This is a genomic window from Limnochorda pilosa, from assembly GCF_001544015.1.
Taxonomy (GTDB): Bacteria; Bacillota; Limnochordia; order Limnochordales; family Limnochordaceae; genus Limnochorda; species Limnochorda pilosa.
Genome location: NZ_AP014924.1, coordinates 3,748,675 through 3,774,293, shown reverse-complemented (window position 1 = coordinate 3,774,293; position 25,619 = coordinate 3,748,675). Strand labels below are relative to the sequence as shown.

Annotated in this window: 25 protein-coding genes and 1 tRNA gene; 22 read left to right on the top strand and 4 right to left on the bottom strand. The window is 70.2% G+C overall.

Annotated features, from left to right (window positions below):
* Window positions 1-66 precede the first annotated feature (66 nt).
* From LIP_RS17050 to spoVT, 15 genes are all read left to right on the top strand, one after another.
* Window positions 67-1,746 carry a DUF3794 and LysM peptidoglycan-binding domain-containing protein gene (locus LIP_RS17050; protein ID WP_068141105.1) on the top strand — a complete coding sequence of 560 codons (1,680 nt, stop codon included), beginning with the start codon at window positions 67-69 and terminating at the stop codon, window positions 1,744-1,746.
* A 115-nt stretch (window positions 1,747-1,861) separates the two neighbouring features.
* Window positions 1,862-3,037 carry a pyridoxal-phosphate-dependent aminotransferase family protein gene (locus tag LIP_RS17045; RefSeq protein WP_144440573.1) on the top strand — a complete coding sequence of 392 codons (1,176 nt, stop codon included), beginning with the start codon at window positions 1,862-1,864 and terminating at the stop codon, window positions 3,035-3,037.
* Complete coding sequence (locus LIP_RS19085) at window positions 3,034-4,284, top strand: D-alanyl-D-alanine carboxypeptidase family protein (RefSeq protein WP_068141103.1); 1,251 nt, start codon at window positions 3,034-3,036, stop codon at window positions 4,282-4,284. The genes LIP_RS17045 and LIP_RS19085 overlap by 4 nt, the downstream gene beginning before the upstream one ends.
* Window positions 4,284-5,216 carry a 4-(cytidine 5'-diphospho)-2-C-methyl-D-erythritol kinase gene (gene ispE / locus LIP_RS17035; protein WP_068141101.1) on the top strand — a complete coding sequence of 311 codons (933 nt, stop codon included), beginning with the start codon at window positions 4,284-4,286 and terminating at the stop codon, window positions 5,214-5,216. Before LIP_RS19085 ends, ispE begins: the two co-directional genes overlap by 1 nt.
* 45 nt (window positions 5,217-5,261) lie before the next feature.
* Window positions 5,262-5,981, top strand: a complete 720-nt coding sequence (locus LIP_RS17030; RefSeq protein ID WP_068141098.1) for a GntR family transcriptional regulator — start codon at window positions 5,262-5,264, stop codon at window positions 5,979-5,981.
* 56 nt (window positions 5,982-6,037) lie between these two features.
* Complete coding sequence (locus LIP_RS17025) at window positions 6,038-6,823, top strand: NTP transferase domain-containing protein (RefSeq protein WP_158509711.1); 786 nt, start codon at window positions 6,038-6,040, stop codon at window positions 6,821-6,823.
* A gap of 3 nt (window positions 6,824-6,826) precedes the next feature.
* Window positions 6,827-7,678 (top strand): pur operon repressor, encoded by an 852-nt coding sequence (gene purR / locus LIP_RS17020; RefSeq protein ID WP_082726507.1) that lies wholly within the window; start codon window positions 6,827-6,829, stop codon window positions 7,676-7,678.
* A gap of 57 nt (window positions 7,679-7,735) precedes the next feature.
* Window positions 7,736-7,810: transfer RNA gene (locus LIP_RS17015), tRNA-Gln, on the top strand.
* Between the two features lie 215 nt (window positions 7,811-8,025).
* Window positions 8,026-8,655: a manganese efflux pump gene (locus tag LIP_RS17010; protein ID WP_068141089.1), complete on the top strand. Its 630-nt coding sequence runs from the start codon at window positions 8,026-8,028 to the stop codon at window positions 8,653-8,655.
* 157 nt (window positions 8,656-8,812) lie between these two features.
* A complete protein-coding gene (gene glmU, locus LIP_RS17005; RefSeq protein ID WP_068141086.1) occupies window positions 8,813-10,225 on the top strand; it encodes a bifunctional UDP-N-acetylglucosamine diphosphorylase/glucosamine-1-phosphate N-acetyltransferase GlmU in 1,413 nt (470 codons plus the stop codon).
* A complete protein-coding gene (locus LIP_RS17000; protein WP_068141083.1) occupies window positions 10,222-11,175 on the top strand; it encodes a ribose-phosphate diphosphokinase in 954 nt (317 codons plus the stop codon). Before glmU ends, LIP_RS17000 begins: the two co-directional genes overlap by 4 nt.
* A gap of 71 nt (window positions 11,176-11,246) precedes the next feature.
* Entirely contained in the window at window positions 11,247-11,879 is a 633-nt protein-coding gene (locus LIP_RS16995; protein WP_158509710.1) for a 50S ribosomal protein L25, read from the top strand.
* Between the two features lie 9 nt (window positions 11,880-11,888).
* Window positions 11,889-12,482: an aminoacyl-tRNA hydrolase gene (gene pth, locus LIP_RS16990; protein WP_068141077.1), complete on the top strand. Its 594-nt coding sequence runs from the start codon at window positions 11,889-11,891 to the stop codon at window positions 12,480-12,482.
* A gap of 176 nt (window positions 12,483-12,658) precedes the next feature.
* Window positions 12,659-16,219: a transcription-repair coupling factor gene (mfd, locus tag LIP_RS16985; RefSeq protein WP_144440571.1), complete on the top strand. Its 3,561-nt coding sequence runs from the start codon at window positions 12,659-12,661 to the stop codon at window positions 16,217-16,219.
* 31 nt (window positions 16,220-16,250) lie between these two features.
* Entirely contained in the window at window positions 16,251-16,787 is a 537-nt protein-coding gene (gene spoVT / locus LIP_RS16980; protein WP_068141074.1) for a stage V sporulation protein T, read from the top strand.
* 22 nt (window positions 16,788-16,809) lie between these two features.
* On the opposite strand, the gene mazG is transcribed toward spoVT, so the two are convergent.
* Together mazG and LIP_RS16970 are read right to left on the bottom strand one after the other, a co-directional pair.
* Window positions 16,810-17,604, bottom strand: coding sequence for a nucleoside triphosphate pyrophosphohydrolase (mazG, locus tag LIP_RS16975; protein WP_068141073.1), 795 nt, complete (start codon window positions 17,602-17,604; stop codon window positions 16,810-16,812).
* Window positions 17,605-17,711: 107 nt separating this feature from the next.
* A complete protein-coding gene (locus LIP_RS16970) occupies window positions 17,712-17,990 on the bottom strand; it encodes an HU family DNA-binding protein (RefSeq protein ID WP_068141071.1) in 279 nt (92 codons plus the stop codon).
* 206 nt (window positions 17,991-18,196) lie between these two features.
* On the opposite strand from LIP_RS16970, the gene LIP_RS16965 reads away from it, so the two are divergent.
* From LIP_RS16965 to LIP_RS16940, 6 genes are all read left to right on the top strand, one after another.
* Window positions 18,197-19,123 carry a SpoIID/LytB domain-containing protein gene (locus LIP_RS16965; protein WP_068141067.1) on the top strand — a complete coding sequence of 309 codons (927 nt, stop codon included), beginning with the start codon at window positions 18,197-18,199 and terminating at the stop codon, window positions 19,121-19,123.
* Window positions 19,124-19,186: 63 nt separating this feature from the next.
* Window positions 19,187-19,480: a sporulation protein YabP gene (yabP, locus tag LIP_RS16960; RefSeq protein WP_068141065.1), complete on the top strand. Its 294-nt coding sequence runs from the start codon at window positions 19,187-19,189 to the stop codon at window positions 19,478-19,480.
* Window positions 19,481-19,652: 172 nt separating this feature from the next.
* The gene (gene yabQ / locus LIP_RS16955) at window positions 19,653-20,123 is read left to right on the top strand and encodes a spore cortex biosynthesis protein YabQ (protein WP_158509709.1); all 471 of its coding nucleotides are present in this window, start codon (window positions 19,653-19,655) and stop codon (window positions 20,121-20,123) included.
* Window positions 20,124-20,177: 54 nt separating this feature from the next.
* Window positions 20,178-20,498: an FtsB family cell division protein gene (locus tag LIP_RS16950; protein WP_068141061.1), complete on the top strand. Its 321-nt coding sequence runs from the start codon at window positions 20,178-20,180 to the stop codon at window positions 20,496-20,498.
* A gap of 79 nt (window positions 20,499-20,577) precedes the next feature.
* Window positions 20,578-20,964, top strand: a complete 387-nt coding sequence (locus LIP_RS16945; protein ID WP_068141059.1) for a S1 RNA-binding domain-containing protein — start codon at window positions 20,578-20,580, stop codon at window positions 20,962-20,964.
* 84 nt (window positions 20,965-21,048) lie between these two features.
* Entirely contained in the window at window positions 21,049-22,587 is a 1,539-nt protein-coding gene (locus LIP_RS16940; RefSeq protein WP_068141058.1) for a DUF501 domain-containing protein, read from the top strand.
* 45 nt (window positions 22,588-22,632) lie between these two features.
* Here LIP_RS16940 and LIP_RS16935 read toward each other — a convergent pair whose 3' ends face one another.
* Entirely contained in the window at window positions 22,633-23,505 is an 873-nt protein-coding gene (locus tag LIP_RS16935; RefSeq protein WP_068141056.1) for a 2-oxoacid:ferredoxin oxidoreductase subunit beta, read from the bottom strand.
* Entirely contained in the window at window positions 23,483-25,261 is a 1,779-nt protein-coding gene (locus LIP_RS16930; protein ID WP_198409602.1) for a 2-oxoacid:acceptor oxidoreductase subunit alpha, read from the bottom strand. Before LIP_RS16930 ends, LIP_RS16935 begins: the two co-directional genes overlap by 23 nt.
* 183 nt (window positions 25,262-25,444) lie before the next feature.
* On the opposite strand from LIP_RS16930, the gene LIP_RS19875 reads away from it, so the two are divergent.
* Complete coding sequence (locus tag LIP_RS19875; RefSeq protein WP_231699327.1) at window positions 25,445-25,603, top strand: hypothetical protein; 159 nt, start codon at window positions 25,445-25,447, stop codon at window positions 25,601-25,603.
* Window positions 25,604-25,619: the final 16 nt, after the last annotated feature.

Here is a 25,619-nt window from a genome sequence, read left to right as displayed (position 1 = left end):
ACACGAGCTCCCGGGCGTCAAACCCTGCCGCTACGGGGGCACCTGGCCTCCTGGAGGGTGAGTCGAGTGAAGCTGCGTCTGCGCGAGAAACCTCTTTCCGTACGCGAGCGGCGGGGGGGTGGTACGGCCCGGACGGTGGTGGAAGGATCGGTGAACCTGCCGGCGCACCTGCCCCCCGCCCACCGGGTGGTGTTGCTGGAGGTCCTGCCGGACCGCTACCGTGCCCACCCTGAGCCCGATCGCATCCTGCTCGAAGGTGCGTGCACCGTGCGGCTGACCTACGCCGCCCCGGTGGAGGCGGGTTCACGGCGGGGCACGGAGCCCTTTGCCGACGCGGGGGAGGTCTACGGGGAGCAGCCGGCGGAGCGCCTCTTCAGCGCCACCTGGATCGGCGGCGTCCCCTTCACCCTGCTGGTGGATGCGGAAGGAACCGGCCCCGACGACGGGGTCCAGGTGGACGTGGTCGCCCGGGAGGTGGAGTGGGATCTGGCGGCGGGAGGCCGGCAGGTGGACATCGACGCGGTCCTGGAGGCGCGGGTCGCCTCGTACGCCTACACTGCCAGCATGCAGCCCGTGGCCGAGGGCCCGCTGCCGCCGGGCGCCATCCTCGAGCCTCTCCAGCTCCGGGCGATCAGCCTCGTTCCTGAGGTGACGGTGGAAGGGCACGCCGCGGGTGAGCTGGCCCTGGGGGAGTACCACCCGCCTGCCGAGCGGATCCTGCGGGCGGAGGCTGTTCCCCGGGTGGGGGCGGTCCAGGTGGAGGACGGTCGATTGCACGCGCAGGTGGACATGGGCTACCGGGTGCTGTACGCGCCGGCCAACCCCGTGGAGGGCCAGGCGTTGCTCGCCCGTTTCCAGGCGGAGACGCCCTTTGAGATGGAGGCGGCCAGCGCCGGCCTGGAGGACGGGATGGAGGCAGAGCTCATCCCCTTGGCGTTCCAGGTGGATGCGACCCTAAGGGACCAGGGGCGCCGCGTTTGGGTCGAAAGTCGCCCTCGCTTCGTGGCCAGGCCGCTTCGGAGGTCCACCCTCAACCTGGCCGCCGGGGTGCGCGCCGAGGGGGAAGAGGTGGTGGAACGCCGGGTGAGCCGCCCCGTGGTCGAGCTGGTGGCCGACCTGGAGCGCCGGCAGGAGGCCTCGGCGGTCCTGGAGCTCCCCCGGGGCAAGCCGCTCATCGAGCAGGTCGTCGATGTCACCGCCCGGCCGTTCCTGGAGACCGTCCAGGTGGGCACCGACCGGGTGACCGCCCGGCTGGTGGTGGCGTGCGGCCTGCTCTACGCCGCCCGGGTGGACGACGACTCGCGCCCGCTCCACTACCACCCGTGGCCCAATGCGCTCCAGGTGGAGGTGGAGATGCCCGCCCCCGGGGCGGAACCGGAGATGGAGGCGCAGCTCTGGGCCGAGGTGGAACACCCGGTGGCCGACCTGATCAACCGGGAGACCACCGAGATCCGCGCCGACCTCCGGCTGCACGGGCGCTTGCTGCGGCTGGTGACGCCTGAGGCCGTCGCCGAGGCGGTCAGCCTGCCGTCCGACGCACGCCCCCCGGCGACCTACACCTTCGTGCGGGTGGAAGAGGACGACACGCTGTGGGGGCTCGCCCAGCGCTATGGGGTCGGAGAGGACGACGTACGGGCGTGTAATCCCAGCCTCCAGGACGCAGAGGACCCCGACGCGGCCCTTCACCAGCTTCGAAAGGTCTGCCTGCCGGGACCCCGTCCCGCGCCGGCAAGGGTCGGGGCCTGACCGGTTTGGAACGGATCCGGTCCCCAGGGTGCACCCACTCGCGGCGTCGTCGCCAGGAATTCCCGGCAGGGCGGCCAAATAAGGGGGGAGGCTATAGCGAGGAGGAACGGCCCGAGTGCAGCGGGACGATCGGTTGCTGATGACACCGGGTCCCACGGAGGTGGAGGAGCCGGTGCGACGAGCCCTGGGCCGCCCCACCACCAACCCCGATCTCGACCCGGACTTCTACCGTTTCTACGACGAGCTCGGTCAGAAGCTCGGCCGCATCATGGGCACCCGGCGGCCGGTACTGGTCCTGACCGGGGAGGGCATGCTGGGGCTGGACGCGGCCGTGGCCAGCCTGGTCGAGCCGGATGAGCCGGTGCTCGTCCTGAGCAACGGGCTCTTCGGCCGCGGCTTCGGCGACCTGGTGGAGCGGTACGGGGCGAGGCCCGTCTACGTGGAGGCGCCCTTCGACCAGGTGCTGGCGCCCGAGAAGGTGGAGGAGGCGCTGGCCGCCAACCCGCGCGTGCGGGTGGCGACCCTGGTCCATTGCGAGACGCCCACGGGGCTCCTCAACCCGGTGGAAGGGTTGCTCCGGGTCCTGGGCGAGCACCAGGTGATCAGCATCGTGGACGCGGTCTCCTCCCTGGCGGCCGATCCGGTCGAGACGGACGCCTGGGGGGCGGACGTGGTGCTGGGCGCGTCGCAGAAAGCGCTCTCCGCCCCAACCGGGTTGGCCTTGGTCTCCGTGTCGGACCGGGCCTGGGAGAAGGTGGGGCGGCGGAAGACCCGAATCCCCGCCTTCTACGCCAATCTCCTCGAGTGGAAGCGCACGTGGCTGGATGCGCGCGACCGTTTCTTCCCCTACACCCCGGCCGCAGCCGAGATGGCCGCCCTCGGCGCGGCGTGCGACGCGCTCCTGGCCGAGGGCCTGGAGGCAGCCTTCGCCCGCCACCGCCGTCTGAGCCGGGCGGTGCGGGTGGCCCTGCGGGGAGCCGGCTTCCGGGTCTATGCTCCCGAGGAGCATGCGGCCTCGAGCGTCACTGCGTTTCTCGTACCCGAGGGGGTCGACGACCGGGCGTTCCGGCGCCGGATGTGGGAGGAACAGGGCGTCATGATGGCCGGATCGCTGGCCGAGCTGGAGGGGCGGCTCTGGCGGGTGGGCCACATGGGGGCCGGCGCCAGGGAGGACCGGCTCTTCCGCTTCATGCGCGCCCTGGAGGCCCGCTGCCGGGCGGATGCCGTCCCGCTCGCGGGGTCGCCCGCCGAGCTCTTCCTGGAAGCCCTCCGGAAGGAGGAGGCAGCGTGACGTACGGACGACGCCGGCGGGTCGGCACGGGTCGGACAGGCCCCGGAGCGGCCCTGGCCGTGGGCCTCCTGGTGGCGGCCCTCCTGGCCCCCGGGTGGGCGGTCGCCCAGAGCTTCGAGGTGGCCGCCCCCGCGGCCATCCTGGTGGAGGCCGACACCGGACAGGTCCTGTACGAGAAGAACCCGGACAAGGAGACGCCTCCCGCGAGCCTGGCGAAGATCATGACCTTGCTCCTGGTGATGGAGGCGTTGGACTCGGGGCGGGTCTCCCTGGACGAGCCTGTGGTGACCAGCGAGTACGCCGCGGGGATGGGTGGGTCGCAGGTCTTCCTGGCGCCGGGAGAGACCCACACCCTGGCCGAGATGATCGAAGCGGTGGCCGTCGCCTCGGGAAACGACGCGGCGGTGGCCCTGGCCGAGCACCTCTTCGGCACCGAGGCCGCCTTCGTGGAGCAGATGAACCTCCGGGCTCAAGAGCTGGGCCTCAGCGGCACCTACTTCGCCGACGCGACCGGCTTGCCGGTTCCCCAAGAGAAGAGGCCGGGCATGACCACGCCCCGGGACGTGGCCAGCATGACCCGGGCCCTCCTGGCCCATCCCAAGGTGCTCGAGTGGACCTCGGTCCGGCAGAAGGTCTTCCGCCAGCAGCCCCGCTTCGTCCTCTACAACACCAACACCCTCCTGGGGAGCTACCCTGGGCTGGACGGCATGAAGACGGGGCACACGGCTGAGGCGGGGTACCACCTGGCCGCCACCGCGGAGCAGGACGGGATCCGCCTGGTGGCAGTGGTGATGGGCACCCGCTCCGAAAGCGACCGCAACCAGCAGATCACCCAGCTGCTCAACTACGGCTTCCGGGCCTTCGAACCCGCCGTGGCGGCGCGGCAGGGCGAGCCGGTGGGCGAGATGCGCCTGGTCGACGGCAACCCCGAGCGGTTCACGGTGGAGGCGGCCGCGGACCTGCGGGTGCTGGTTCCCCGGGGCCACCAGGGCGACCTGCGGCGGAGCCTGGAGCTGCAGGCCAACGTGAAGCCGCCCCTGAAGCGGGGCGACACGGTGGGCCGGGTGGTCGCCCTGATCCAGGACCGGCCGGTAGCCCAGATGCCCGTGGTGGCGGCGCGCGACGTGGAACGGGCGGGCTTCTTCGCGCGGGTGTGGCGCAGGGTCTGGGGCGGCGTCTCAGGTGCCATCGGGGGTGCGTTCCAGTGGATCTGGAACGGAATCCGGTCCTTGCTGGGCCTGGCCTGATGTCCCTCGACGGCTCCGGCGCTCCAATGGTTCTCAGGGCGCCGGCCAAGGTGAATCTCTGCCTGGCGGTGGGGCCGCGCCGCCCGGACGGCTACCACCCGATCTTGAGCCTGGCCGTGGCGGTAGACCTGGAGGACCGGGTCGAGATCCAGCCGGCCCCGGCGCTCGAAGTGGTCTGTGACGACCCGGCCGTTCCGGCCGGCGGGGCCAACCTCGCCCACCGGGCTGCGGCGCTCCTGGCGCAGGCCGCGGGCCGGGAGCCCCGCGTGCGCATCACGATCGAGAAGCGCATCCCGGTGGAGGCGGGGCTGGCCGGTGGCTCCGCCGACGCGGCCGCCGTCCTCGTGGGCCTGAGCCGGTGGTGGGGCCTCGACTGGGGTGACGAGGAGCTGGCCCGGCTAGGCCTCCGGTTGGGAGCGGATGTCCCCTTCTGCCTGCGGGGCGGTGCAGCCCTCATGGAAGGGGTGGGTGAGCAGCTTACCCCCCTGGGGGACCTGCCGCGGCTCGCGCTGGTGCTGGCCTCCCCCCGGGGGGCGCGCCTATCGACCGCCTGGGCTTACCAGGAGCTCGACCGGGCGCGACGCCAGCCGGGCGACCTGGAAGCAGCCCGAGGGCGGATCGACGGAGCGCTGGCGGCCTGGCGTCGCGGGGATCGGGCGGCGCTGGGCGCGAAGCTCTTCAACGACCTGGAGCCCGTCGCGTACCGGGCCCTCCCTGAGCTGGCCCCACTCGCGGCCAGAATGGCCCGAGAGGGGGCCCTGGGCGTCGTGGTGAGCGGGAGCGGCCCCACGCTGGTGGGGCTCGCCGCCGGCGGCGAGGCAGCCAGGACCCTGTCGGGAACCCTGGCGACGGCGGGATATCGGGCGGCGGCGGTCGAAACCCTGCCCGGCGACCGCGGCAGCCCTCGATTGACCCCGGATCGCAATTCCTGATATAGTGGGATGAACGCGGAGGCCGCCGCCCAGGGGGACTGACCCGTGAACCGTACGACCCGGAGGCTCTCTCCCATCAAGTTGGACCAGTACAAGCCCCTGCGCGAGCTCGTCTTCGAGCGGCTGCGAGCAGCGATCATCGCCGGTGAGCTCCATCCGGGCGAGCGCCTGATGGAGATCCAGCTCGCGGAGGATCTGGGCGTCAGCCGCACACCGGTCCGGGAGGCCATCCGGAAGCTGGAGCTCGAGGGCTTCGTGGTGATGATCCCCCGCAAGGGTGCGTACGTGGCCGACATCTCCCTCAAGGACGTGGCCGACGTCTTCGAGATCCGCGGGGCGCTGGAGGCGCTGGCCGCCGAACTGGCCGCGGAGCGGGCCACCGACGAGGAGCTCGACGAGCTGGAGCGCGCCCTGATCGCCATCGGCGAGGTCATCGGCGGCGAGGACATGGACGAGCTGGTCTCGCGCGACACCTACTTCCACGAGCTGATCTACCGGGCGAGCCGGAACGCGCGCCTCGGCCAGATGACCAGCCTCCTGAGCGAGCAGATCCAGCGCTTCCGCACCCGTACCCTGGCCCATCCGACTCGAGCTCGCACCTCCCTCAAGGAGCATTACGCCCTGGTGGAGGCGATGCGCGCCCGCGACCCGGAGCTCGCCCGCCGTACGGCCAAGGCCCACATCGAGAGCGCGGAGCAGGCGCTGATGCTGCTCATCTCGCAGGAGGAAGAGACGGCCAGGCGGCACCGCGGCGGGCTCGGCTAGCGCACCCCGAAATCGGGCCGCGGAGGGGCTGGCGAAGTCGGGAGGTGGGGCGGTTGGTGGACGCGGTGGTTCTGGCGGGCGCCCCCAACACGGGGCGACTGCGCGAGGTCAGCCCGGCGCCTTACGAGGCCCTGATCGAGATCGCTGGGCGGCCCATGGTGACCTACGTTCTGGACGCCCTGCAGGGGAGCGGGCAGGTGGGCCGTCTGGTGGTGGTGGGGCCCCAGGAGCTCGACCCCGTTGTCGCTCTCTACCGTCGGGCGGAGCGGATCGCTCCGGGACCTGACGTGATGGCCAACGTGCGGGCGGGCATCGAGCACCTGGGGAGCATGAACCGGACGGATCCCATCCTGGTCTCCACCTCTGACATCCCCTTGCTGACCCCGGAAGCCGTGGACGATTTCCTCACCCGCTGCCGGCAGATGGGCGAGCTGGACGTCTACTACCCCGTGGTGCTGCGCGAGCGGAGCGAGGCCGCCTACCCGGGGGTGGAGCGCACCTACATGCGGCTGAAGGACGGGGTGGTGACGGGCGGCAACCTCTTCCTGCTCCGGGGCGACGTCATCGACCGGTGCGGCACCTTCCTGGAGGAGGCGGTGACCCTCCGCAAGAACCCGCTGCGCATGAGCCGTCTCCTGGGCCCGCGCGTGATCGTGAAGCTGGCGGTGAACCGTCTGTCGACGGACGATGTGGCCAGGAGGATCTACGACATGCTCGGCCTGAAGGGCCGGGCGGTCTTTACCCCCTACGCCGAGATCGGTGTGGACGTCGACAAACCCAGCGACCTGGAGCTGGCGCGAACCGCCCTCGCGGCCGGGCCGGTCTCCACGGGGCGTTCCTAGGCCATGCGGCGAAGCCAGAGGGTTGTGGCCCTCACCCGCCGCCTCATCGAGGAACCCGGGCGCTGGTGGAACCTGGACGATCTCGCCACGGAGTTCGGGGCGGCCAAGTCGTCCCTCAGCGAGGACGTGGCCCTGGTTCGCGAGGTCCTGGCGGCGGAGGGGGCCGGCGTGGTCGAGAGCCGGGTGGGCGCCGGCGGCGGGATACGCTTCCTGCCGCTCATGACCGCAGGCGAGGCGACGGAGCTGGCCAACGAGCTCTGCCGGCGCCTGACCGATCCGCGTCGCATCCTCGCCGGGGGGTTCCTCTACCTGGGCGACCTGGTGGCCGACCCCGTTCTCCTGGAACGCATCGGCCGCCTCTTCGCCACCCTCTTCCGCGACCGGGGCCCCGAGGCCGTGATGACCGTCGAGGCCCGCGGCATCCCCATCGCCCTCATGACCGCCCGGGCCCTGCGGGTCCCCCTGGTGATGGTGCGCCGCTCGGCCAGGCTCTCGGAGGGTCCTGTGGTCACCATGAACTACCTGTCGAGCTCAGGGGCGCGGGTGGAGACCATGACCCTGGCCAAGAAGGCCCTGGAGGGGGTTCACCGGCTCCTGATCGTGGACGACTTCATGCGCAACGGCGGAAGCGCCCGCGGGCTGGTGGACTTGGCGCGCGAGTTCGAGGTGGAGCCCGTCGGCGTGGGGGTCCTCATCGAGACGGCGGAGCCGGCCGAGAAGCGACTGAAGGAGTACGTGGCGGTGGCCCTCATCGAGCAGGTGGACGTGGACGAACGGCGGGTACGGGTGCGGATGAGCCCCCGTCTGCCCGGCTGCCCTCCGGCCGCGGCGGCAGGGACCAGCCGGCTGGCCTGACGCGTCCGACCGTTCGTTGACAGGCGCGCGCCGGGCCTGCTAGAATGGGGGCGCCGGTGGGGCGTGGTGTAACCGGTAACACACGAGACTTTGGATCTCGGATTGCAGGTTCGAGCCCTGCCGCCCCAGCCATAGCTGACGAAGGCGCGGCCGTCGCAGGCCTCCGGCTCCAGCCGTGGGGAGATGCGGCGGCCCATACCCCTTTCGCGAGGCCGGAGGGCTCCCTCCGGCCTCGCGCGCTCGCGGGGAGGGTGCAGCGAGCATCCGCCGGTAGAACCCCGGAGCCTCACCCCCCCCGACCCCTTCCGGACCCCGCTCATAGGATGGGGCCGGACGGGGGCGATGACATGAACGCATGGGAAGTCCTCTCGCTGGTGGTGGCCCTGAGCCTGGACGGCTTCTTCGTGGGTCTCTCCTTCGGGGCGCGGCGCATCCAGGTACCCGGGCGCTCGCTGTTGACCCTGGCCGCCTGCAGCGCGGTGGGGCTCGGTGCCTCCATGGCAGCCGCCCGGCTGGTGACCGGTCTCACCTTCGTCTCGGGCCGTGCACTCTCAGGCTGGGTGCTCCTCGCGGTGGGCCTCTGGAGGCTGCTCCAGGGGTGGGGGGAGGCCCACGCCGGCCAGAAAGGCCCGCTCCTCTCCTTTTCTCTCCCGCAGGTGGGTCTGGTGATCCAGGTGCTGGTGGACCCAGCCCGGGCGGATCGAGACCTTTCCGGCCGCATCGAACCGGCCGAGGCCCTGATCCTGGGCGTCGCGCTCTCCCTGGATGCCGTCGGGGTGGGACTGGCCATGGCCGGGTTGCCGGTAACGCCGCTGCTGCCGGCATGGGTGGGCCTCGGCCTCTACACCCTCACCCGGACGGGCATGGAGCTCGCGACCCGCCTGGGGGCACGGTGGTCCCGCGGTAGGCAACGGTTGCTACCGGGGCTGATCCTGGTCATCCTGGGGCTGGCCCAGATCGGAAGGGTGGGCCCGTGACACCACAGGAGCTGCCTGGAAGGAACGGGGGCGCAGGAACTGGACGGTGGGTGAAGAAGGTGGGGCATGGCCCGGAAGGGGTACGGTAAGGATCGGACCGACGAAGGCGGCGCACCTTCGCGCGGCACCGGGTGAGGCGGGGAGGCGAGACGGTCCCATGGAAGAGGCCTGGGCGGTCGTCCTGGCGGCAGGTCTGGGCACGCGCATGCGCTCAGAGCGAGCGAAGGTCCTGCACCCCGTCGGAGGGCAGCCCATGCTACAGAAGGTTCAGGCGGTCCTCCGGGACGCGGGGTTCCATCGCCAGGTGGTGGTGGTGGGTCACCAGGCCGAAGAGGTGGCCCGGGTAGCGGGGGAGGTTCCCGGGGTCATCCTGCGGGTTGCGCGGCAGGCCGAGCCCCTGGGTACCGCCCACGCGGTCCTTCAGGCGATGGCGGCCCTGGACGGAGTGGTATCGGGCACCGTGCTGGTGGCCTACGGGGATACCCCGCTCCTTCGCGCCGGCACCGTTCGGCGCCTGCACGAGGCCCACAGGCCGGGGGAGACGCTCTGCACCCTGCTTACGGCCGAAGCAGCCGACCCCACGGGCTACGGTCGCATCGTTCGGGACCCTGCCGGCGGGCGGTTCGTGCGCGTCGTGGAGGAGAAGGACGCCGACCCCGAAACCCGGCGCGTGCGCGAGATCAACGCCGGCCTCTACCTCTTCGATCTGGCCGCCTTGCGCCGGGTGCTTCCCGAGGTGGAGGCCGCCAACCGGCAGGGAGAGTACTACCTGCCCGACGCGGTGGCCAGGCTGGCCCGCGAGGGCGGCGTGGAGACCGTCCGCCTCGAGGACGCTGAGGAGATCCAAGGCATCAACGATCGGGTCCAGCTCGCTCGGGCCGAGAAAGTCCTGCGGCGCCGCATCCTGGAACACTGGATGGTTCAGGGCGTCACCGTGATCGACCCCGACACCACCTTCGTAGACGAGGAGGTGGAGCTCGGGCAGGACACGGTGCTGCTCCCCTTCACCTTCCTGGAAGGGCGCACCCGCGTGGGGGCGCGGTGTCGGCTGGGGCCCAACGCCCGACTCGTGGACAGCCGGTTGGGCGACGACGTCGAGGTGCAGATGAGCGTCCTCCTGGAGGCGGACGTGGGAGAGGCCTGCCGCATCGGTCCTTTCGCCTACCTGCGTCCGGGGGCCCGGCTCGCGGCGCGGGTCAAGGTGGGGGACTTCGTCGAGGTGAAGAACAGCACGATCGGAGCGGGCACCAAGGTGCCGCACCTGAGCTACGTGGGCGACGCGACCCTGGGCGCGGGCGTCAACGTCGGCGCGGGCACCATCACCTGCAACTACGACGGCCGGCAGAAGCACCGGACCGTCGTCGGGGACGATGCCTTCATCGGCAGCAACTCGAGCCTGGTCGCCCCGGTGACCGTAGGCGAGGGCGCCTACGTGGCCGCGGGGTCGGTCATCACCCGCCGGGTCCCGGCCGAGGCCCTGGCCATCGGCCGCGGGCGCCAGCGGAACGTGGAACGCTGGGCGGGGCGCAGGCGGTCGAACGACGGGGAGAGGGGGGCAGGCGAGCGATGAACTACGAGTACCGCAAGAAGATCCGTCTCTTCACGGGAACAGCCAACCCGAAGCTCGCCAACGACATCGCGAGGTACCTGGAGCTTCCCATGGGCAAGGCGGAGGTGGGACGCTTCCAGGACGGCGAGATCAACGTCCGCATCGGGGAGACGGTTCGGGGCGCCGAGTGCTTCGTCATCCAGCCCACCTGCGCGCCGGCGGATACCAACCTGATGGAGATCCTGATCATGATCGACGCGCTCAAGCGCGCTTCGGCCAAGTCCATCACGGCCGTCATCCCCTACTACGGGTACGCCCGTCAGGACCGGAAGCTCGCGCCCCACGACCCGATCGTGGCCAAGCTCGTGGCCGACCTGATCACCACCGCCGGTGCCGACCGCATCCTCACCATGGACCTGCACGCGGGCCAGATCCAGGGTTTCTTCGACGGTCCCGTGGACAACCTCAAGGCGCTGCCCATCCTGACTCGCTACTTCCTGGACAAGAACCTGGGGGAGATGGTGGTGGTCTCGCCCGACGTGGGCGGCGTCGCCCGGGCCCGGGAACTCTCGGAGAGACTGCACGCGCCCCTGGCCATCATGGACAAGCGCCGGCCCAGCCCCAACGTCGCCGAGATCATGCACGTCATCGGCGAGGTGGGGGGCGGCGTCGCCATCCTGATGGACGACATCATCGACACGGGTGGTACCATCATCAAGGCCGCGGAGGCCCTGCTGGCCGAAGGGGCCCGGGAGGTCTACGCCTGCGCCACCCATCCTGTCTTCTCGGGGGACGCCTATCAGCGCTTGGAGCGCTCGGTCTTGAAGGAGATCGTGGTGACCGACAGCATCCCTCTCCCGCCCGAGCGGGCCAACGGTAAGGTGCGGGTGCTCACCGTGGCGCCGCTGTTCGCCCAGGCAATCCGGCACATCTTCGAGGAGATCTCCGTGAGCCAGCTCTTCGAAGTCTGACCTGCCCAATTGACCGGGCGCCGGGCGCGGGCTAGAATGGAGGGCGTTGAATAGGTAAAGGAGGGGCGAACGTGGCTGTGTTCACCCTGACCGCCGTCCCCCGCGACCCGGGCAAGGGCGCGAGCCGGCGCTTGCGCGCCGCCGGGCAGGTGCCGGCCGTCCTCTACGGACCGGGCATCGAGAGCGAGGCTCTGGCCGTCGATCAGCAGCTTCTGGCCAAGGTGTACGAGAAAGCGGGTTCCGCACACCTGGTGGAGGTAGAGATCCAAGGTCGCCCGGACCGGCATACGGTCCTCATCAAGGACCTGAGCCGGCATCCCGTGCGGGGCTCCTTCGAGCACGCGGACTTGTACCGGGTTCCCATGGACCGCCCGGTGGTCTCCCGGGTGCCCGTTCGGTTCGAAGGCCGCGACCGGCGGCCCAACGATGGAGGCATCATCAGCGAGATCGTGCATGCCGTCGAGGTGAAGTCCCTCCCGCAGCGCATTCCGGAAGCCGTCCTTGCCGACCTCTCGGGCTTGACCCTCGGACAGAGCCTGCACGTGCGCGACCTCCAGGTGCCGGAAGGCGTGGTCATCCTGGATTCGCCTGACGAGGTGGTCGTCTCGGTGCTCGAACCCAGCAAGCCGGCCGCCGAGGCTGCCGAAGCCGAGGCTGAGGAGCGCGCGGCGAAGCCCGAGCCTGGCGAGCAGCCCGAGGCGTAGCCGCCTGCCATGCGGATGGTCGTCGGGCTGGGCAATCCGGGCAGCCGCTACCACCGCACCCGGCACAACGTGGGCTTTGAGGTGGTCGAGCGGCTGGCGTCGCGGCTGGGCGCGCGGGCCTGGAGAGACGCCCGCCTGGCTAGCACCCTGACGGCGGACCTGGAGGGCGAGGAGCTGCTCCTGGTCCGTCCCCTCACCTTCATGAACGAGAGCGGCAGGGCGGTGGCCCGCCACAGGCCTCAGCAGCTCCCGCTGGAGCGGCTCATGCTGGTCGCCGACGACGTCCACCTACCCCTGGGGACGTTGCGGATGCGTGCCGGCGGCTCGGCCGGGGGGCACAACGGCCTGAGGTCGGTGGAAGCCCACCTGGGCAGCCAGGCGTACCCTCGCTTGCGGGTGGGAGTGGGCGACCCGGGCGATCCAGGGCGGATGGTGGACCACGTGCTGGGACGCTTCACCGCGGTCGAGTGGCGCACGCTGGAGGCGGCGCTGGAGCGGGCGGTGGATGCCATTCTCTGCTGGGCGCGGGATGGGATTGGACCGGCCATGTCGCGGTACAATGGTCCGGTGGAAGTGGCCAAGGAGGCGCCCGAAGGGGCGTGACGGGCTGGAATGGCGTGTTGATCGGCTTTTCACGTTGGCTGTTCCTTGACGCCGTGATCAGCCGATCGCTATAATGGTCGTGTCGTGAGGACGCCTTCGCTTCCCATCCCCCCGGCGCGTGAGACCGGTCCTGGTTCGCGCGCGCGGAGCGGTGTCGCTGAGAGGACGGTGCATGGTTGGCAATTCCCGGACTATTGCATCTATTCGAGGTCTCGCGACACATCGAGACGCTGGGGACGGCCCTGGACGATGCGTCGCGCCCGATCTGGCTTCCCGGCCTCTCGGAGGGAGAGAAGTGCGTCGTGCTGGCCGCGTTGTGGCAGCGCCTTCGGTCCCTCAGGAAGGGGGCGTCGGCCCTCTGGATCGCCTCCAGCGCCTACCAGGCAGAGCGCGTCTACGAGCAGCTCTCGAGCCTGCTGCCGGCAGGCCAGGTCCAGATCTTCCCAGCGCTGGACACCCTGCCGGACGAGGAAGCGCGCCCCAGCGCGGAGCTGACCGGGCGACGGATGGCCGCCCTGAGCCGCCTGGCTGCCGGGCGCCCCACCCTGGTGGTGGCGCCGGTGGACGCCGCCGCGGGACGGATGGTGCCCGCCGAGATCTTCCGCTCGCTGCCGTTGCCCCTACGGGTCGGGGTGCAGGTCCCCCTGGAGGAGGTACCCGTACGGCTGGCGGCCATGGGGTACCAGCGTGAGGCCAGGGTTGAGGGACCGGGCGCGTTCGCCATCCGTGGAGACATCCTCGACGTCTTTCCCGGCGGGGCAGACGCGCCCATCCGCGTGGAGCTGGCCGGGGACGAGGTCGAGTCGATCCGTGCGTTCGATCCTGCCACCCAGCGTTCGGCCGTCTCCCTGCAAGAGGCCCTGGTACCACCCCTGACAGAGTGCCCCCTTCCGCCGGACGGGCGGGAGGAGCCGGCGGAGCGTATCCGGCAAGCATGGGAGGCGCAAGCCGCCCGCCTGGAGCACCTGGGCCGCCGGCAGGAGGCGGAGGCGGCGCGACGCAGGGGGGCCCTTCACGCCGACCGCCTGGCCCGCGGGGAGATCTTCGACGGCATGGCCCAGTATTTGGCCTTCTTCCACCCCGCGCCGGCCACCCTTCTGGACCACCTGGGCCACGGTCTGGTGGTGCTCGACGAGCCGGACCACGTCAAGGACCGCCTGAACCAATGGCACCTGGAGATCGGCGAACAGCTAAGCCAGAAGCTCGAGGCCGGCCGGGCGCTTCCGGGGGAGGCGGGGCTCTTCCTGGAGTGGCCGGACCTCCTCGCCGCGGCCAGAAGGCACCCGCTCGCCTGCCTCTCCAGCCTGAACAAGCGGCTGGTGGAGCTGGAGCCCAGCCGCTCCCACCGCATCGAGATGCGCAGCCCCGACCTCTACCACGGGCGGATGGACCAGCTCTCCAGCCAGATCCGGCGCTGGGCGCGGGAGGGGAACCGGGTCCTTCTGGTGTTGGCCACGGAGGACCGGGCCCGCCGGGCGGTGGACGCGCTGCGTGAGCAGGACGTTCCGGCGCTCTTCGTCCCCTCGGTGGTCGACGAGCTGAAGCCGGGCAACGCGGTGGCGACCGTCGGAACCTTACACGCCGGCCTCGTCTACGGTGATCTGAAGCTCGTGGTGCTGAGCGACCTGGAGGTCATCGGCCAAGCCAAGCGACGCCGCCGTCTGGGCGTCGTCCGCCGGGACGAGGACGGGGCACACATCGACGAGCTGCCGGACCTGCGGCCGGGCGATTTCGTGGTCCACGTCAACCACGGGATCGGCCGGTACGTGGGGCTGGAGACGCTGGCCATCGGGGACGTCCACAAGGACTACCTGGTGGTGGAGTACGCCGGCAACGACCGGCTCTACGTCCCCACCGACCAGCTCGACCTGCTGCAGAAGTACATCGGTGCCGACGGGCAGGCTCCGCGCATCTACAAGCTGGGCGGCAGCGAGTGGGCCCGGGTGAAGAAGCGGGTGAAGGAGTCCGTCCGGGAGATGGCCGAAGGCCTCCTCAAGCTCTACGCGGAGCGGGAGGCGGCCAGGGGCTTCCACTTCAGCCCCGACACCGTCTGGCAAGCCGAGTTCGAGGACGCTTTCCCCTACGAGGAGACCCTCGACCAGCTCCGGGCGATCCGCGAGGTCAAGCGCGACATGGAGCACGATCGCCCCATGGACCGTCTCCTCTGCGGCGACGTGGGCTTCGGCAAGACCGAAGTGGCCATCCGGGCGGCCTTCAAGGCCGTCATGGACGGGAAGCAGGTGGTGGTGCTCGTGCCCACCACCATCCTGGCCCAGCAACACCACCGCACCTTCCGCGAGCGCTTCGAGCGGTATCCCGTCGGCATCGCCACGCTCTCCCGCTTTCAGACGCCGGGGGAGCAGAAGGCCGTCCTCGACGGCCTCCGCACCGGTGCCATCGACGTCGTCATCGGAACGCATCGTCTCCTCTCGAGGGACGTGGTCTTCAAGGACCTGGGCCTGGTGGTGGTGGACGAGGAGCAGCGGTTCGGCGTGGCGCAGAAGGAACGGCTGAAGGAGCTGCGCACGTCCGTGGACGTGCTGACCCTCACGGCCACCCCCATCCCGCGGACCCTGCACATGGCGCTGGCGGGGGTGCGGGACATGAGCGTCATCGAGACCCCTCCCGAGGATCGCACACCGGTACGGACCTACGTGGTCGAGTACGACCCCGAGACGGTCCGTGAGGCGATCCTGCGCGAGCTGGCCCGGCAGGGACAGGTGTACTTCGTCTACAACCACGTCCAGTCCATCGACCGCAAGGCGCGCGAGATCCAGGAGCTCGTGCCCGAGGCCCGCGTCGCGGTCGCCCACGGCCAGATGGAGGAGAATCGCCTGGAGCGGGTCATGCTCGACTTCCTCGAGGGGGAGTACGACGTACTCGTCTGCTCCACCATCATCGAGACGGGCATGGACATAGCCAACGTGAACACGCTGATCGTCTGGGACGCGGACCGCATGGGCCTGGCGCAGCTCTACCAGCTTCGGGGCCGGGTGGGGCGGAGCAACCGGGTCGCCTACGCGTATTTTACCTACCGCCCGGAGAAGATACTGTCCGAGGACGCCGAGAAGCGCCTTCAGGCCCTGAGGGAGTTCACCGACCTGGGCTCCGGCTTCAAGATCGCGATGCGCGACCTGGAGATCCGGGGCGCGGGCAACCTCCTGGGTCCTGAGCAGCATGGCTTCATCGCCTCGGTGGGTTTCGAGCTCTACACCCGGCTCTTGGCCGAGTCGATCCGGGAGCTTCGGGGGACGGAGGCAGCCCAGCCGCCCGAACCGGTGCTGGACCTCAACGTCGACGCGTACGTCAATGAAGGCTACATTGGCGACTCGCAGCAGAAGGTCGAGGTCTACAAGAAGGTGGTCGGGATCCGCACCCTCGAGGAAGCGGACGAGCTGGCGGCGGAGCTGACGGATCGGTTCGGCCCACCGCCTGAGCCGGTGACGAATCTCCTCACCGTGGCCCGTGTCAAGGTGCTGGCCAGGGAGCTGGGGGTCAGCTCGGTCAGCGCCCAGGGCGACCGGGTGCACGTGCGGTGGCACCAGGGTTTGCGGCTTCCCTACGAGGGTCTTCTGCCGCTCACGCGCAAGTACCGGGGACGGCTGGCCCTCGTCCCTGCGCGAACCAGCCAGCTCACCATCCGGCGTTACGGCATGGGAGACGCCGAGCTCCTGGGGATGCTGGAGGGGATCCTGGCGGACCTGCGGGAGAGCTGGCCCGTCGCCAGCGGCCAATGAGAGCTGTGAGGGACCTCGAGGAGGGGTGGGGATGAAGGCTACGGGCATCGTGCGCCGGATTGATGACCTGGGCCGCGTGGTCATTCCCAAGGAGATCCGGCGGACCCTGCGCATCCGGGAGGGGGACCCGCTCGAGATCTTCGTCGACCGGGACGGAGAGGTGATCCTGAAGAAGTACTCCGCCCTGGAGGAGCTCTCGGACTTCGCGCAGGAGTACGCCGACTCCCTTCACGAATCGACGGGGCACATCGCCCTGGTGACCGACCGGGACGTGGTGGTGGCGGTTGCCGGCACAGGGAAGAAGGACTGGATCGGTAAGCCTGTTCCGCCCGTGATCGAGCACGCGTGCACCACCCGCCGCAGCCTCCTGCTGCCCGGGGTCGGAACGGAGAAGCTACCGGAGGCATGGCCCTTCAGAAGCCAGGCCATCGCGCCCATCGTCTCCGAGGGCGATCCGGTGGGCTCGGTGGCCCTGGCCAGCGACCAGCAAGGGGTCGTGATGGGGGACCTGGAGCGGAAGCTGGTCGAAACCGCGGCAGCCTTCCTCGGGAAGCAGATGGAGCAGTAGGAGCAGGAGAAGCCCTGTCAGCTCAGGGCTCGGTCTCGCGTGCCTTCGCTTCGTCCCAGAGCCGGTCCAGCTGGGCCAGGTCCATCTCGTCCAGGCGCTTGCCCCCGGCGACCGCCGAGCGCTCGATTTGGCGGAAACGGTCTTCGAAGCGGCGGACCGCCTCCCGCAACGCGGCTTCCGCGTCGATGGAGGTCTTGCGGGCCAGGTTGACCACCGAGAAGAGCAGGTCCCCCAGCTCCCGGGCGGCTCCTTCCGAGGCGCCCGCTTCCAGTTCGCGGTCGAGCTCGCCCAGCTCTTCGTCCACTTTGGCCCGGGGCCCTGACGGGTCGGCCCAATCGAACCCCACCCGGGCGGCGCGTCGCTGGACGGCATCGGCCCGAGCCAGGGCAGGAAGCGCCAGGGGAACGCCGTCCATGAGCGAGGGCGGCGCCTGCTCGGCGCTCTGACTGGCCCGTTCCCCCTCCTTGATGGCCTCCCAGTTGGCCACGACCTCCGCCGCGCCCGCAACGACCACGTCGCCGAAGACGTGGGGGTGGCGGCGGACCAGCTTCTCGACCAGCCGCCGGGCGATCACCTCGAGGTCGTAGGCCCCCTCCTCGCGGCCGATCTGGGCGTGGAAGACGATCTGGAGGAGGACATCGCCCAACTCCTCCACCGCTGCAGCGGTATCGCCCTGTTCCAGGGCGTCGGCGGCCTCGTATGCCTCCTCGATCAGGTAGCGGGCCAGCGAGCGGTGCGTCTGCTCCCGATCCCAGGGGCAGCCTCCAGGTCCACGCAGGCGTTCCATCACCGCCGCCAACTCCCGGACCGCGTCCATCGCCCCACCTCCTGCGCTCTGCGGCTGATGGAAAGAGCCCACCGGGTGCCCGACGGGCTCTTCCTAAGCCACGGAAAGACTGCTCCAGCTAACAGTCTGCCACGATCCTACTTCTTCGCGACGGCTTCCTTCAGGGACTTGCCCGCTTTGAAGGCGGGGACCCGGCTGGCCGGGATGCTGATGGTGCTGCCCGTGGCAGGGTTGACGCCCTTGCGGGCCGCGCGGTCGCGCACCTCGAAGGTGCCGAAGCCTACCAGGGTCACCTTGTCGCCCTGGGAAAGCGCGTCGGCAATGGCCGAGAGGACCGACTCCACCGTCTCTCCGGCCACCTTCTTGGTGAGACCTGCCTTGTCTGCTACCTTCGAGATGAGCTCGCTCTTGTTCACGCCGTTCCCTCCTCCAAGCTGGAGTTCGAGGCATCTTTTCGCCTCTGCTTGGTAATCTCCTTCCAGAGTGCACCTTCCATACCAAATAAAACCCGTGGTGACGGCCCTTTCCTCGTCTACCGCGCGCTTTGTTCGCCTGCGGGGGATAGAGGAAACGCCCTTCTGATCAAGCTTTACACCGAAAGACGCTGGGGAGGGATTTGGGGGTGGCCCCTGCAGCCGGCAGGCGCACGTGGTGGGTGCTTGGCTTGGTCGCGGCCGTTCTTCTCGCGGTGCTGGTGTGGCCCAGGGGAGAGGGACGGCGCCTGGAGGAAGAGCCCCAGGTGGAGGTGGTGGGGGAGGACGGTCGCACCGCGCGCATGGGGATCGAGGAGTATGTGGCCGGCGTCGTGGCGGGGGAGATGCGGGCGGGATGGCCCAAGGAAGCCTACGCGGCCCAGGCGCTCCTGGCCCGTTCCTTTACCCTCGAGTACCTCAACAGCCACGAGGGGAATCGGATCTCCACCGACTTCGAAGAGGCCCAGGCGTTCAGGCCTGACCAGGTGACCGACGTGATCCGGCGGGCCGTGGAGGAGACGCGGGGCAAGGTGCTGACGTACCAGGGCAAGGTGATCCGCGGCTGGTTCCATGCCTATGCCGGCGGCGAGACCGCCTCGGCCCGGGAGGGCCTGGCGTTCCAGGAGAGCGAGCCGCCCTACATCAAGACGGTCCGGCTTGCATCCAATCCCTACGTCCCGGACGAGTACCGTCAGTGGTCGCTCACGGTGCCCCTCGAAGAGGTGCGCAGGGCCCTGGCCGGCCTGGGCCAGGACGTGGGTGCGATCCGGGACCTCGCGGCCCGGACGGGGCCGACGGGTCGGATCACCCAGGTGGAGATCACCACCGACCGGGGTCCGATCACGGTCACGGGTCCGGATTTCCGCAAGGCCCTGGATCCCGAGCGGATGAAATCGTCCAAGGTGACCCGCTTCGACGTGCAGGGCGGCAGCCTCCAGATCGAGGGAACCGGCTTCGGGCACGGGGTGGGCCTCAGCCAGTGGGACGCGTTGATGCTGGCCAAGGAGGGCAAGAGCCCCGAGGAGATCGTGCAGACGTTCTTCAAGGACGTGGAGATCGAGAAGCGCTGGAGGTGAGGCATGCCCCGCCCGCGGGGCACGTATCGATGGGAAAGGAGGTCGAGGAGAGGAGGGCGCCCCTTGGCTGCGGACCGGCCGGACGAAGGGTTGCGCCGCCGGCACGAGCTGCACCTCCTGCAGCGCCAGCACCTTCAGGTGACCGGGGTGGCCGACGTGGAGAGCTTCGATGAGAAGGAGATCGTCCTGCGCACGGAGATGGGCGGCCTCCTGATCCAGGGCGCGGGGATGCACATCGCGGAGCTCAACGTCGAGAGCGGACTCCTGCTGGTGAAGGGGGAGGTCCAGCAGCTTCAGTACCTTGGAGAGGGCTCCGCCCAGAAAGGGCGCAACCTGTTGAAACGCCTCTTCCGCTAGAACGCGACGGAAGGCACGGCGTCCCCCCCGGGCCCCCGGCGCGCCCGGAACCGGTGACCGCGGGGCCATGCACCCCCACCCAGGCACCGCCCATACCATGTAGGGCTCAGAAGGAGGCCCGCACCCGGTATGGCCGCCAGGTGCGGGGCTCCGCTCGATGGGGGTGCTTCCCGTGGAAAGCCTGGCACATCAGCTCATGTCCTTCCTGGCCGTCGCGGGGGCCGGGATGGCCGGCGGGTTCCTCTTCGACCTGTACCGCCTCCTGCGCATGGAGTTCCGCCGCTGGAGCGCGGTGGTGGACGGGCTCTTCTGGCTTGTCGCAGGTCCCAGCATGATGCTGCTCCTCACCCTGGCCAACTGGGCCAGCCTCCGCCTCTACCTCTTCGTCGCCGCCGGCCTCGGGTTCTTCCTGTACGTGCAACTCGTGAGCCCTCTGGTCACCTGGGTGCTGCTGGAAGGTTCCGCCTGGGTGGGCGCCGTCTTTCGCCAGATGGCGGCCCTGGGCGCGGGCGCAGCTCGCTGGCCCGCGACCCGGGTGGCTCGGCTGGCGGCCCTGCGATGGGCCGGGCCGTCAGGGCCGCGCGCTCGCAGGGCGCCCCTTCTCTGGCAGTCGGGCTGGGTGGGACGCGGCGGCCGCCGCTGATCGGGGAGGAGCGGCCACCCCCGGCGCCGAAGGGGCGGAGCCGGGGGTGGTAGCGTGGCTTCGAGGCGGCGGTTCAAGGTCACCAACCGGTTCTTCGCGCTCCTGCTCACGGTGGTGCTGCTGTCGCTGGGGATCCGTTGGATCCAGGGGTTCGTCGCGCAGCGCGGGTTGGAGCGCGAGATGGAGGCGCTGCAGGCAGACCTCGACGCCACCCGGGGCCGCGCCGCGCAGCTGGAGGCCGAGGTGTCTGAGATGCGGTCGGACGCGTACGTGGAGCGAAAGGCCCGGGAAGAACTGGGACTGGTGAAGCCGGGAGAGGAGCGGTACCAAGTGGTCCCGGCCCAGGAAGACGAGTCCGCAACGGAATCGCGTTGACACTGCGTCGGGCCGCAGGGTATAATGCGATAGCCGAGCCCGCCTCGGACAAAGTACAGGGGAGGACCCTGGTTCCTGTATGTCGATTGAAGTGGGTAGTATCGTCGAGGGAAAGGTCACCGGGATCACCAACTTCGGGGCCTTCGTCGACCTCGGAAACGGGCAGACCGGCTTGGTCCACATCTCTGAAGTGGCCGACCAGTACGTCGAAGACATCAACCAGTACGTCAAGATGAACGACGTGGTCAAGGTCCGGGTCATCAACGTCCGCGACGGGAAGATCGGTCTATCGATCCGGCGGGTGGCCAACGACCGTCCCCGCCGGGGCGGTGGGGGCGGTCGGGGCAGCAAGTCCTTCGAGTCCAAGCTGAAGCGCTTCATGCGCGACAGCGAGGAGCGCCAGGCCTCCCTCAAGCGTAGCCTCGACTCCAAGCGCGGTGGACGTGGAACGCGGCACGATTTCTGATCGCACCCTTCAGCGGCGGATGAAGCCACCCCATCCTTCCAGCGGCGCGGCCTCCGGTCTCGACACGTCGGGGGGCTGGGCCCGTTGACGCGCGCAGGTCTCTGGGGCCTGGAGCCCGCCGGCGAGGCCGACGAGCGCTTCGTGGCGGCGGTCCTCGGGCGATCGCCGAGCCCCATCGCCGGCGTCGCGACCCGTTGCCGCTTCGGAAGACCCCAGGTGGTCGCCAACCATCCGCTCCCTCCGTCGGGCGACCCTCCCATGCCCACCCTCTTCTGGTTGGTCTGTCCCCTCCTGGTCTACGAGGTCGCACGCCTCGAGTCCCAAGGCTGGATCCGAGCCCTGGGCCGGGAAGTGGCGTCGAACCCGGACGCGGCCGCGGCCGAGGCCCGGGCCGACCGCCTTGACTCCCTGATCCGACGCCGGCTGTTGGGGCCACGCGAGCGTCACCGCCTGCAGGCTGACAACCCCCGTCTGTGGACCCGCCTGGGCCGAAGTGGTGTGGGGGGAAGGGAAGGCCCGGGGGTGAAGTGCCTTCATGCGCACCTGGCGCACCACCTGGCCCTGGGGGACGGGTACGTGGGGCGGCGGGTGGCCGAGCTCCTGCGCCGGAGCGCGGTGCCGCTGGACGGTAGCCTGGTCTGCGGGTGTGCCGATGGGCGGGGTCGCCCCCTGCACGCCCGCCAGGCTCCCCGGGCGGAACGCTCCGCGGTGGTCGAGCTGGGAAGCCATTCCGTCCGCGCCCTGGTGGCCGACCGGATTCCCGAAGGCCTCCGGGTGGTCGAGCAGCACCTCTGGGTGACGCGTCTGGGTGAGGGCCTGCAGGAAGGCAGGCTGGGCGGTCCTGCCCTCGAACGGAGCCTAGAGGCCGCCCAGCGCCTGGCAGATCGCGCCCGCAGGGTGGGCGCAGCCCGGGTCCTCGTGGTGGGGACCAGCGCCGTGCGCGAGGCGACGAATGGGCAGGAGCTGGCCGGCCGGGTCCGGCAGGCCACAGGCGCGGCGCTGCAGGTGCTGAGCGGCGAGGATGAAGCCCGCCACACCTTCCGTGGGGCGATGGTCGGCCTTGGGGCTGCGGGCCCGGGTGTGGTGATGGATCTGGGCGGCGGCAGCGTCGAGCTGGCCCGGGGGAGCCTGGACCGGGGGCCGCAGGAGCTGCTGAGCCTGCCTTGGGGCGCGCTTCGCCTGTCCCGCCGCTTCGACACGGGCACCACGCCCGCCCGGGTGCGTGAGCTGACCCAGTGGCTGGAGGGACAGCTTCCCCGCGCCATGGCCCCATGGCAGGGCGCGGCGGTCCGGCTTCCCCTGGTGGTCGTGGGGGGGACCGCCACCTCGCTGGCAGCCATGGAGCAGGGCCTACGCCGCTACCGCCCGGATCGAGTGCACGGTTACGGCCTGGCGGTGAAGGACCTGGGCGCCTGGGTCGACCGCCTGGCCGCCCTTTCGCTCGAAGGGGTGCGCCGGCTTCCCGGGCTTCAGCCGGAGCGGGCCCCCGTGATCTTGGCAGGGGCGACCGTGCTGTGGCGCCTGGCAGAGTGGCTGGGGGCCGTGCAGGTGCTCGTCAGCGAGTGGGACCTGATGGCCGGCCTGCTGGACGCTGCCGGGCGTGATGACGGGTGGGCGCGCTGAGGCCGGGGAATCCTCCCCGGCCCCAGAGACAGCCGCCGTTCTCCCCTACACCAGCTCGGCCAGGAGCGCCTCGCGCTCGGCCTCGGTGAGGGGGGGCATGGGCCGCTGCGCTGGCCCGCCCTGCGCCAGGGCCGGCACCTGCTCCTCGTAGGTGGGTACCCCGCTTTCCTGGTAGAGAACGCCGATGGGGATCCGCTCGCCCCACTCGTGGGCCCGCTGCCAGGCCTGCTCGGGGTCGTGCGGATCGTAGTTCGCGTCTTCCTCCAGACGGTAGACCCGCTGCTCGTAGAAGTCGTAGGTGTTCAGCCGGTTGTAGATGACGCACGGCTGCAGGACGTCCACCAGGGCGTAGCCTGGGTGCTTGAGGGCCTGGGCGAAGAGGCTCGCCAGGTGCTTGGGGTCACCCGAGAACCCCCGGGCGACGAAGGTCGCACCGTTGGCCAAGGCCAGGGCCAGGGGGTTGACCGCCCGCTCGATCGCGCCCTCAGGCGTGGTGCTGGAGACGAAGCCCTTGGCCGAGGTGGGTGAGTACTGGCCCTTGGTGAGCCCGTAGACCAGGTTGTCCTCCACGATGTGGGTGATGTCGATGTTGCGACGGATGGCGTGAAGGAAGTGGTTCCCCCCGATGCCGTAGCCGTCGCCGTCCCCGGTCACCGCGACCACGTGGAGGCCGGGATGGGCCAGCTTCGCTCCCTGGGCCACGGGCAGGGCCCGGCCGTGGACGGTCGTGAAACCGTTGGCGTTGATGTAGTCGGGGAGCTTGCTGCCGCACCCGATCCCGGAGACGAAGAGGACCTCGTGGGGCCAGATCTCCAGGTCGGCCAGCGCCTGCTTCACCGCGTTGAGGATGCCGAAGTCGCCGCAGCCCGGGCACCACGTGGGCTTGTTTTCGCTCTTATACAGCTTGAGATCCAACATGGAGCGCCACCTCTTTGAGGTTCTCGAGGATGTAGTCGGGCGTCATGGCGCGCCCGTCGATCCGGGTGATGAGGTGATCCGGCCGGCGGCCCGTCTCGGCTCGGAGCAGCCGGGCAAACTGGCCCGTCTGGTTCTCCTCGACGACCACGAGCTGGCGCGCTCGGGCCAGGGCCCCTTCGGCCGACGCGGGGAAGGGCCAGAGATCCGTGAAGTGCAGAAGGTTGGCTGAACCCGGTCGCGAGCGGTTCAGCTCGTCGACCGCCTCCTGCAGGGCACCCAGGGTGGAGCCCCAACCCACCAGGGTCACGTCGGCCTCGCCGGGCCCGTAGAGGGAGGGGCCGTTCATCTCCGCCCGGGCCGCCTCCAGCTTCCGCATGCGCTTCGGCTGCTGCTGGAGCCGGTTGGCGACGTCCTCGCTCTCGAAGGCGCCGTACTCGGTGTGCTCGTCGCTGGGGGTCGTGTACACGGCCTTGGGATGGCCGGGCAGAGCTCGGGGCGAAACGCCGCTCTCGGTGACCCGGAAGCGGGCATAAGGCTCCTCGAGCCCGTCGAGGGCCGCGGCGTCCAGCAGCTCGCCCCGGTCGATTCGGACCTCATCGAAGGGCAGGTCCTGGGCGTCCACGGTCTCCAGGCTGCTGGCCAGGAAGCCATTGGTGAGGACGATGACCGGTGTCTGGTACCGCTCGGCTAGGTTGAAGGCCCGGTACCCCGCCTCGAAGCACTGGCGCACGTTTCCGGGGGCCAGGATGAGGCGCGGGAACTCCCCCTGGGACGCGTGGGTCACGAAGAGCAGGTCGCCCTGGTCGCTGCGGGTGGGCATGCCCGTCGACGGCCCCGGCCGCTGGGCATCCACCACCACCAGCGGTACCTCGGCCATGCCCGCCAGGCCCAGCGCCTCCACCATCAAGGAGAAGCCTCCCCCCGAGGTGGCCGTCATGGCCCGGGCGCCCACGTAGGCCGCACCGATGGCCATGGTGACCGCGGCGATCTCGTCCTCCATCTGCTTGCTCACGACGTTGAAGCGTTGCGCGTGGGCCGTCAGCCACTCGAAGATGGACGAGGCCGGCGTCATCGGGTAGGCTGAGATGAACCGGCAACCGCCGGCCAGCGCTCCCATGGCCAGGGCCTGGTTGCCGTTCAGGAGGTAGCGCCGGGGCGCATCCTCCACGGCGTGCAGCTTCCACGGAAACCGCCGCCCGTACCGGTCGCCCGCCAGCTCGTACGCGGCGCGCGCCACCTTGAGGTTGGCCTCGGCTACGGCCGCGCCCTTCTTGGAACCGAAGTTGTCGCGGATCACGCCCTCCACGTAGGCCAGGTCGAAGCCCGTTACCGCGGCCGTGGCGCCCAGCGCCGCGGTGTTGAGCATGATCTTGCTGCCCCCGACCCTCTCGGCCAGATCCTTGAGAGGCAGCGGGAAGAGCTGGAGCCCCGCCGCCTTCACCGGGTCCTCTGGAATCCGCATGCCCTCGTCGACGATGATGGCGCCCCCTGGGACCACCTCGTGCAGGTGGGCGGTGATGGCGTGAGGGTTGAAGGCCAGGAGGAGGTGGACCGAGTCGCGATGGACCCGCGCCTTCTGGTCGCTGATGCGCAGCAGGTACGAGTTGTGCCCGCCACGGATGCGCGACATGTAGTCACTGGCCGTGTAGACGTAGAGGCCCGCACGGGCTGCGGCGCGAGCGAAGCCGGCGCCGTTGGATTCGACGCCCTGGCCGGCTTCGCCGGCCAGTTTGATGCTGAGTTCATGGACCGCCATCGGTTGAGCCTCCCTGACGGCAGAAGGACGCCCCGCCGGGGCGCGCGACCCCGCCAGGCGCCGGGAACCGCCTGACTGATAGGAATCAGCATCATTATACCTTCGAAGGAGGCGCGCAAGAGTCCGACATAGGGCCTGCGAGCGAGATACAGCCGGCATTTGTGGAAGAATCCTGTATACGACGTGGAGGAGCTGCTTCTCGAGCCCGTCTTTCGCACCGAGCCGCTCCCTTCGGAACGGCTCCCCCACGACGATCGTGCTGACGACCCGCCCATCGAGCCAGAGGCGTTGGGCATCGACGGGCGTCCATACGTGGGCCCATCGGGAACACCCAACGACTGAACCCTCTATCCTGCGA

What these genes read in the sequence shown, in the direction of transcription:
- purR (WP_082726507.1), top strand. Translation starts at nt 6,827, where the DNA reads ATGCGGCGAAGCCAGAGGGTTGTGGCCCTCACCCGCCGCCTCATCGAG.
- LIP_RS17000 (WP_068141083.1), top strand. Translation starts at nt 10,222, where the DNA reads ATGAACTACGAGTACCGCAAGAAGATCCGTCTCTTCACGGGAACAGCC.
- LIP_RS16945 (WP_068141059.1), top strand. Translation starts at nt 20,578, where the DNA reads ATGTCGATTGAAGTGGGTAGTATCGTCGAGGGAAAGGTCACCGGGATC.
- pth (WP_068141077.1), top strand. Translation starts at nt 11,889, where the DNA reads ATGCGGATGGTCGTCGGGCTGGGCAATCCGGGCAGCCGCTACCACCGC.
- LIP_RS17010 (WP_068141089.1), top strand. Translation starts at nt 8,026, where the DNA reads ATGAACGCATGGGAAGTCCTCTCGCTGGTGGTGGCCCTGAGCCTGGAC.
- spoVT (WP_068141074.1), top strand. Translation starts at nt 16,251, where the DNA reads ATGAAGGCTACGGGCATCGTGCGCCGGATTGATGACCTGGGCCGCGTG.
- glmU (WP_068141086.1), top strand. Translation starts at nt 8,813, where the DNA reads ATGGAAGAGGCCTGGGCGGTCGTCCTGGCGGCAGGTCTGGGCACGCGC.
- LIP_RS16930 (WP_198409602.1), bottom strand. Translation starts at nt 25,261, where the DNA reads ATGGCGGTCCATGAACTCAGCATCAAACTGGCCGGCGAAGCCGGCCAG.
- LIP_RS16935 (WP_068141056.1), bottom strand. Translation starts at nt 23,505, where the DNA reads ATGTTGGATCTCAAGCTGTATAAGAGCGAAAACAAGCCCACGTGGTGC.
- mazG (WP_068141073.1), bottom strand. Translation starts at nt 17,604, where the DNA reads ATGGACGCGGTCCGGGAGTTGGCGGCGGTGATGGAACGCCTGCGTGGA.
- ispE (WP_068141101.1), top strand. Translation starts at nt 4,284, where the DNA reads ATGTCCCTCGACGGCTCCGGCGCTCCAATGGTTCTCAGGGCGCCGGCC.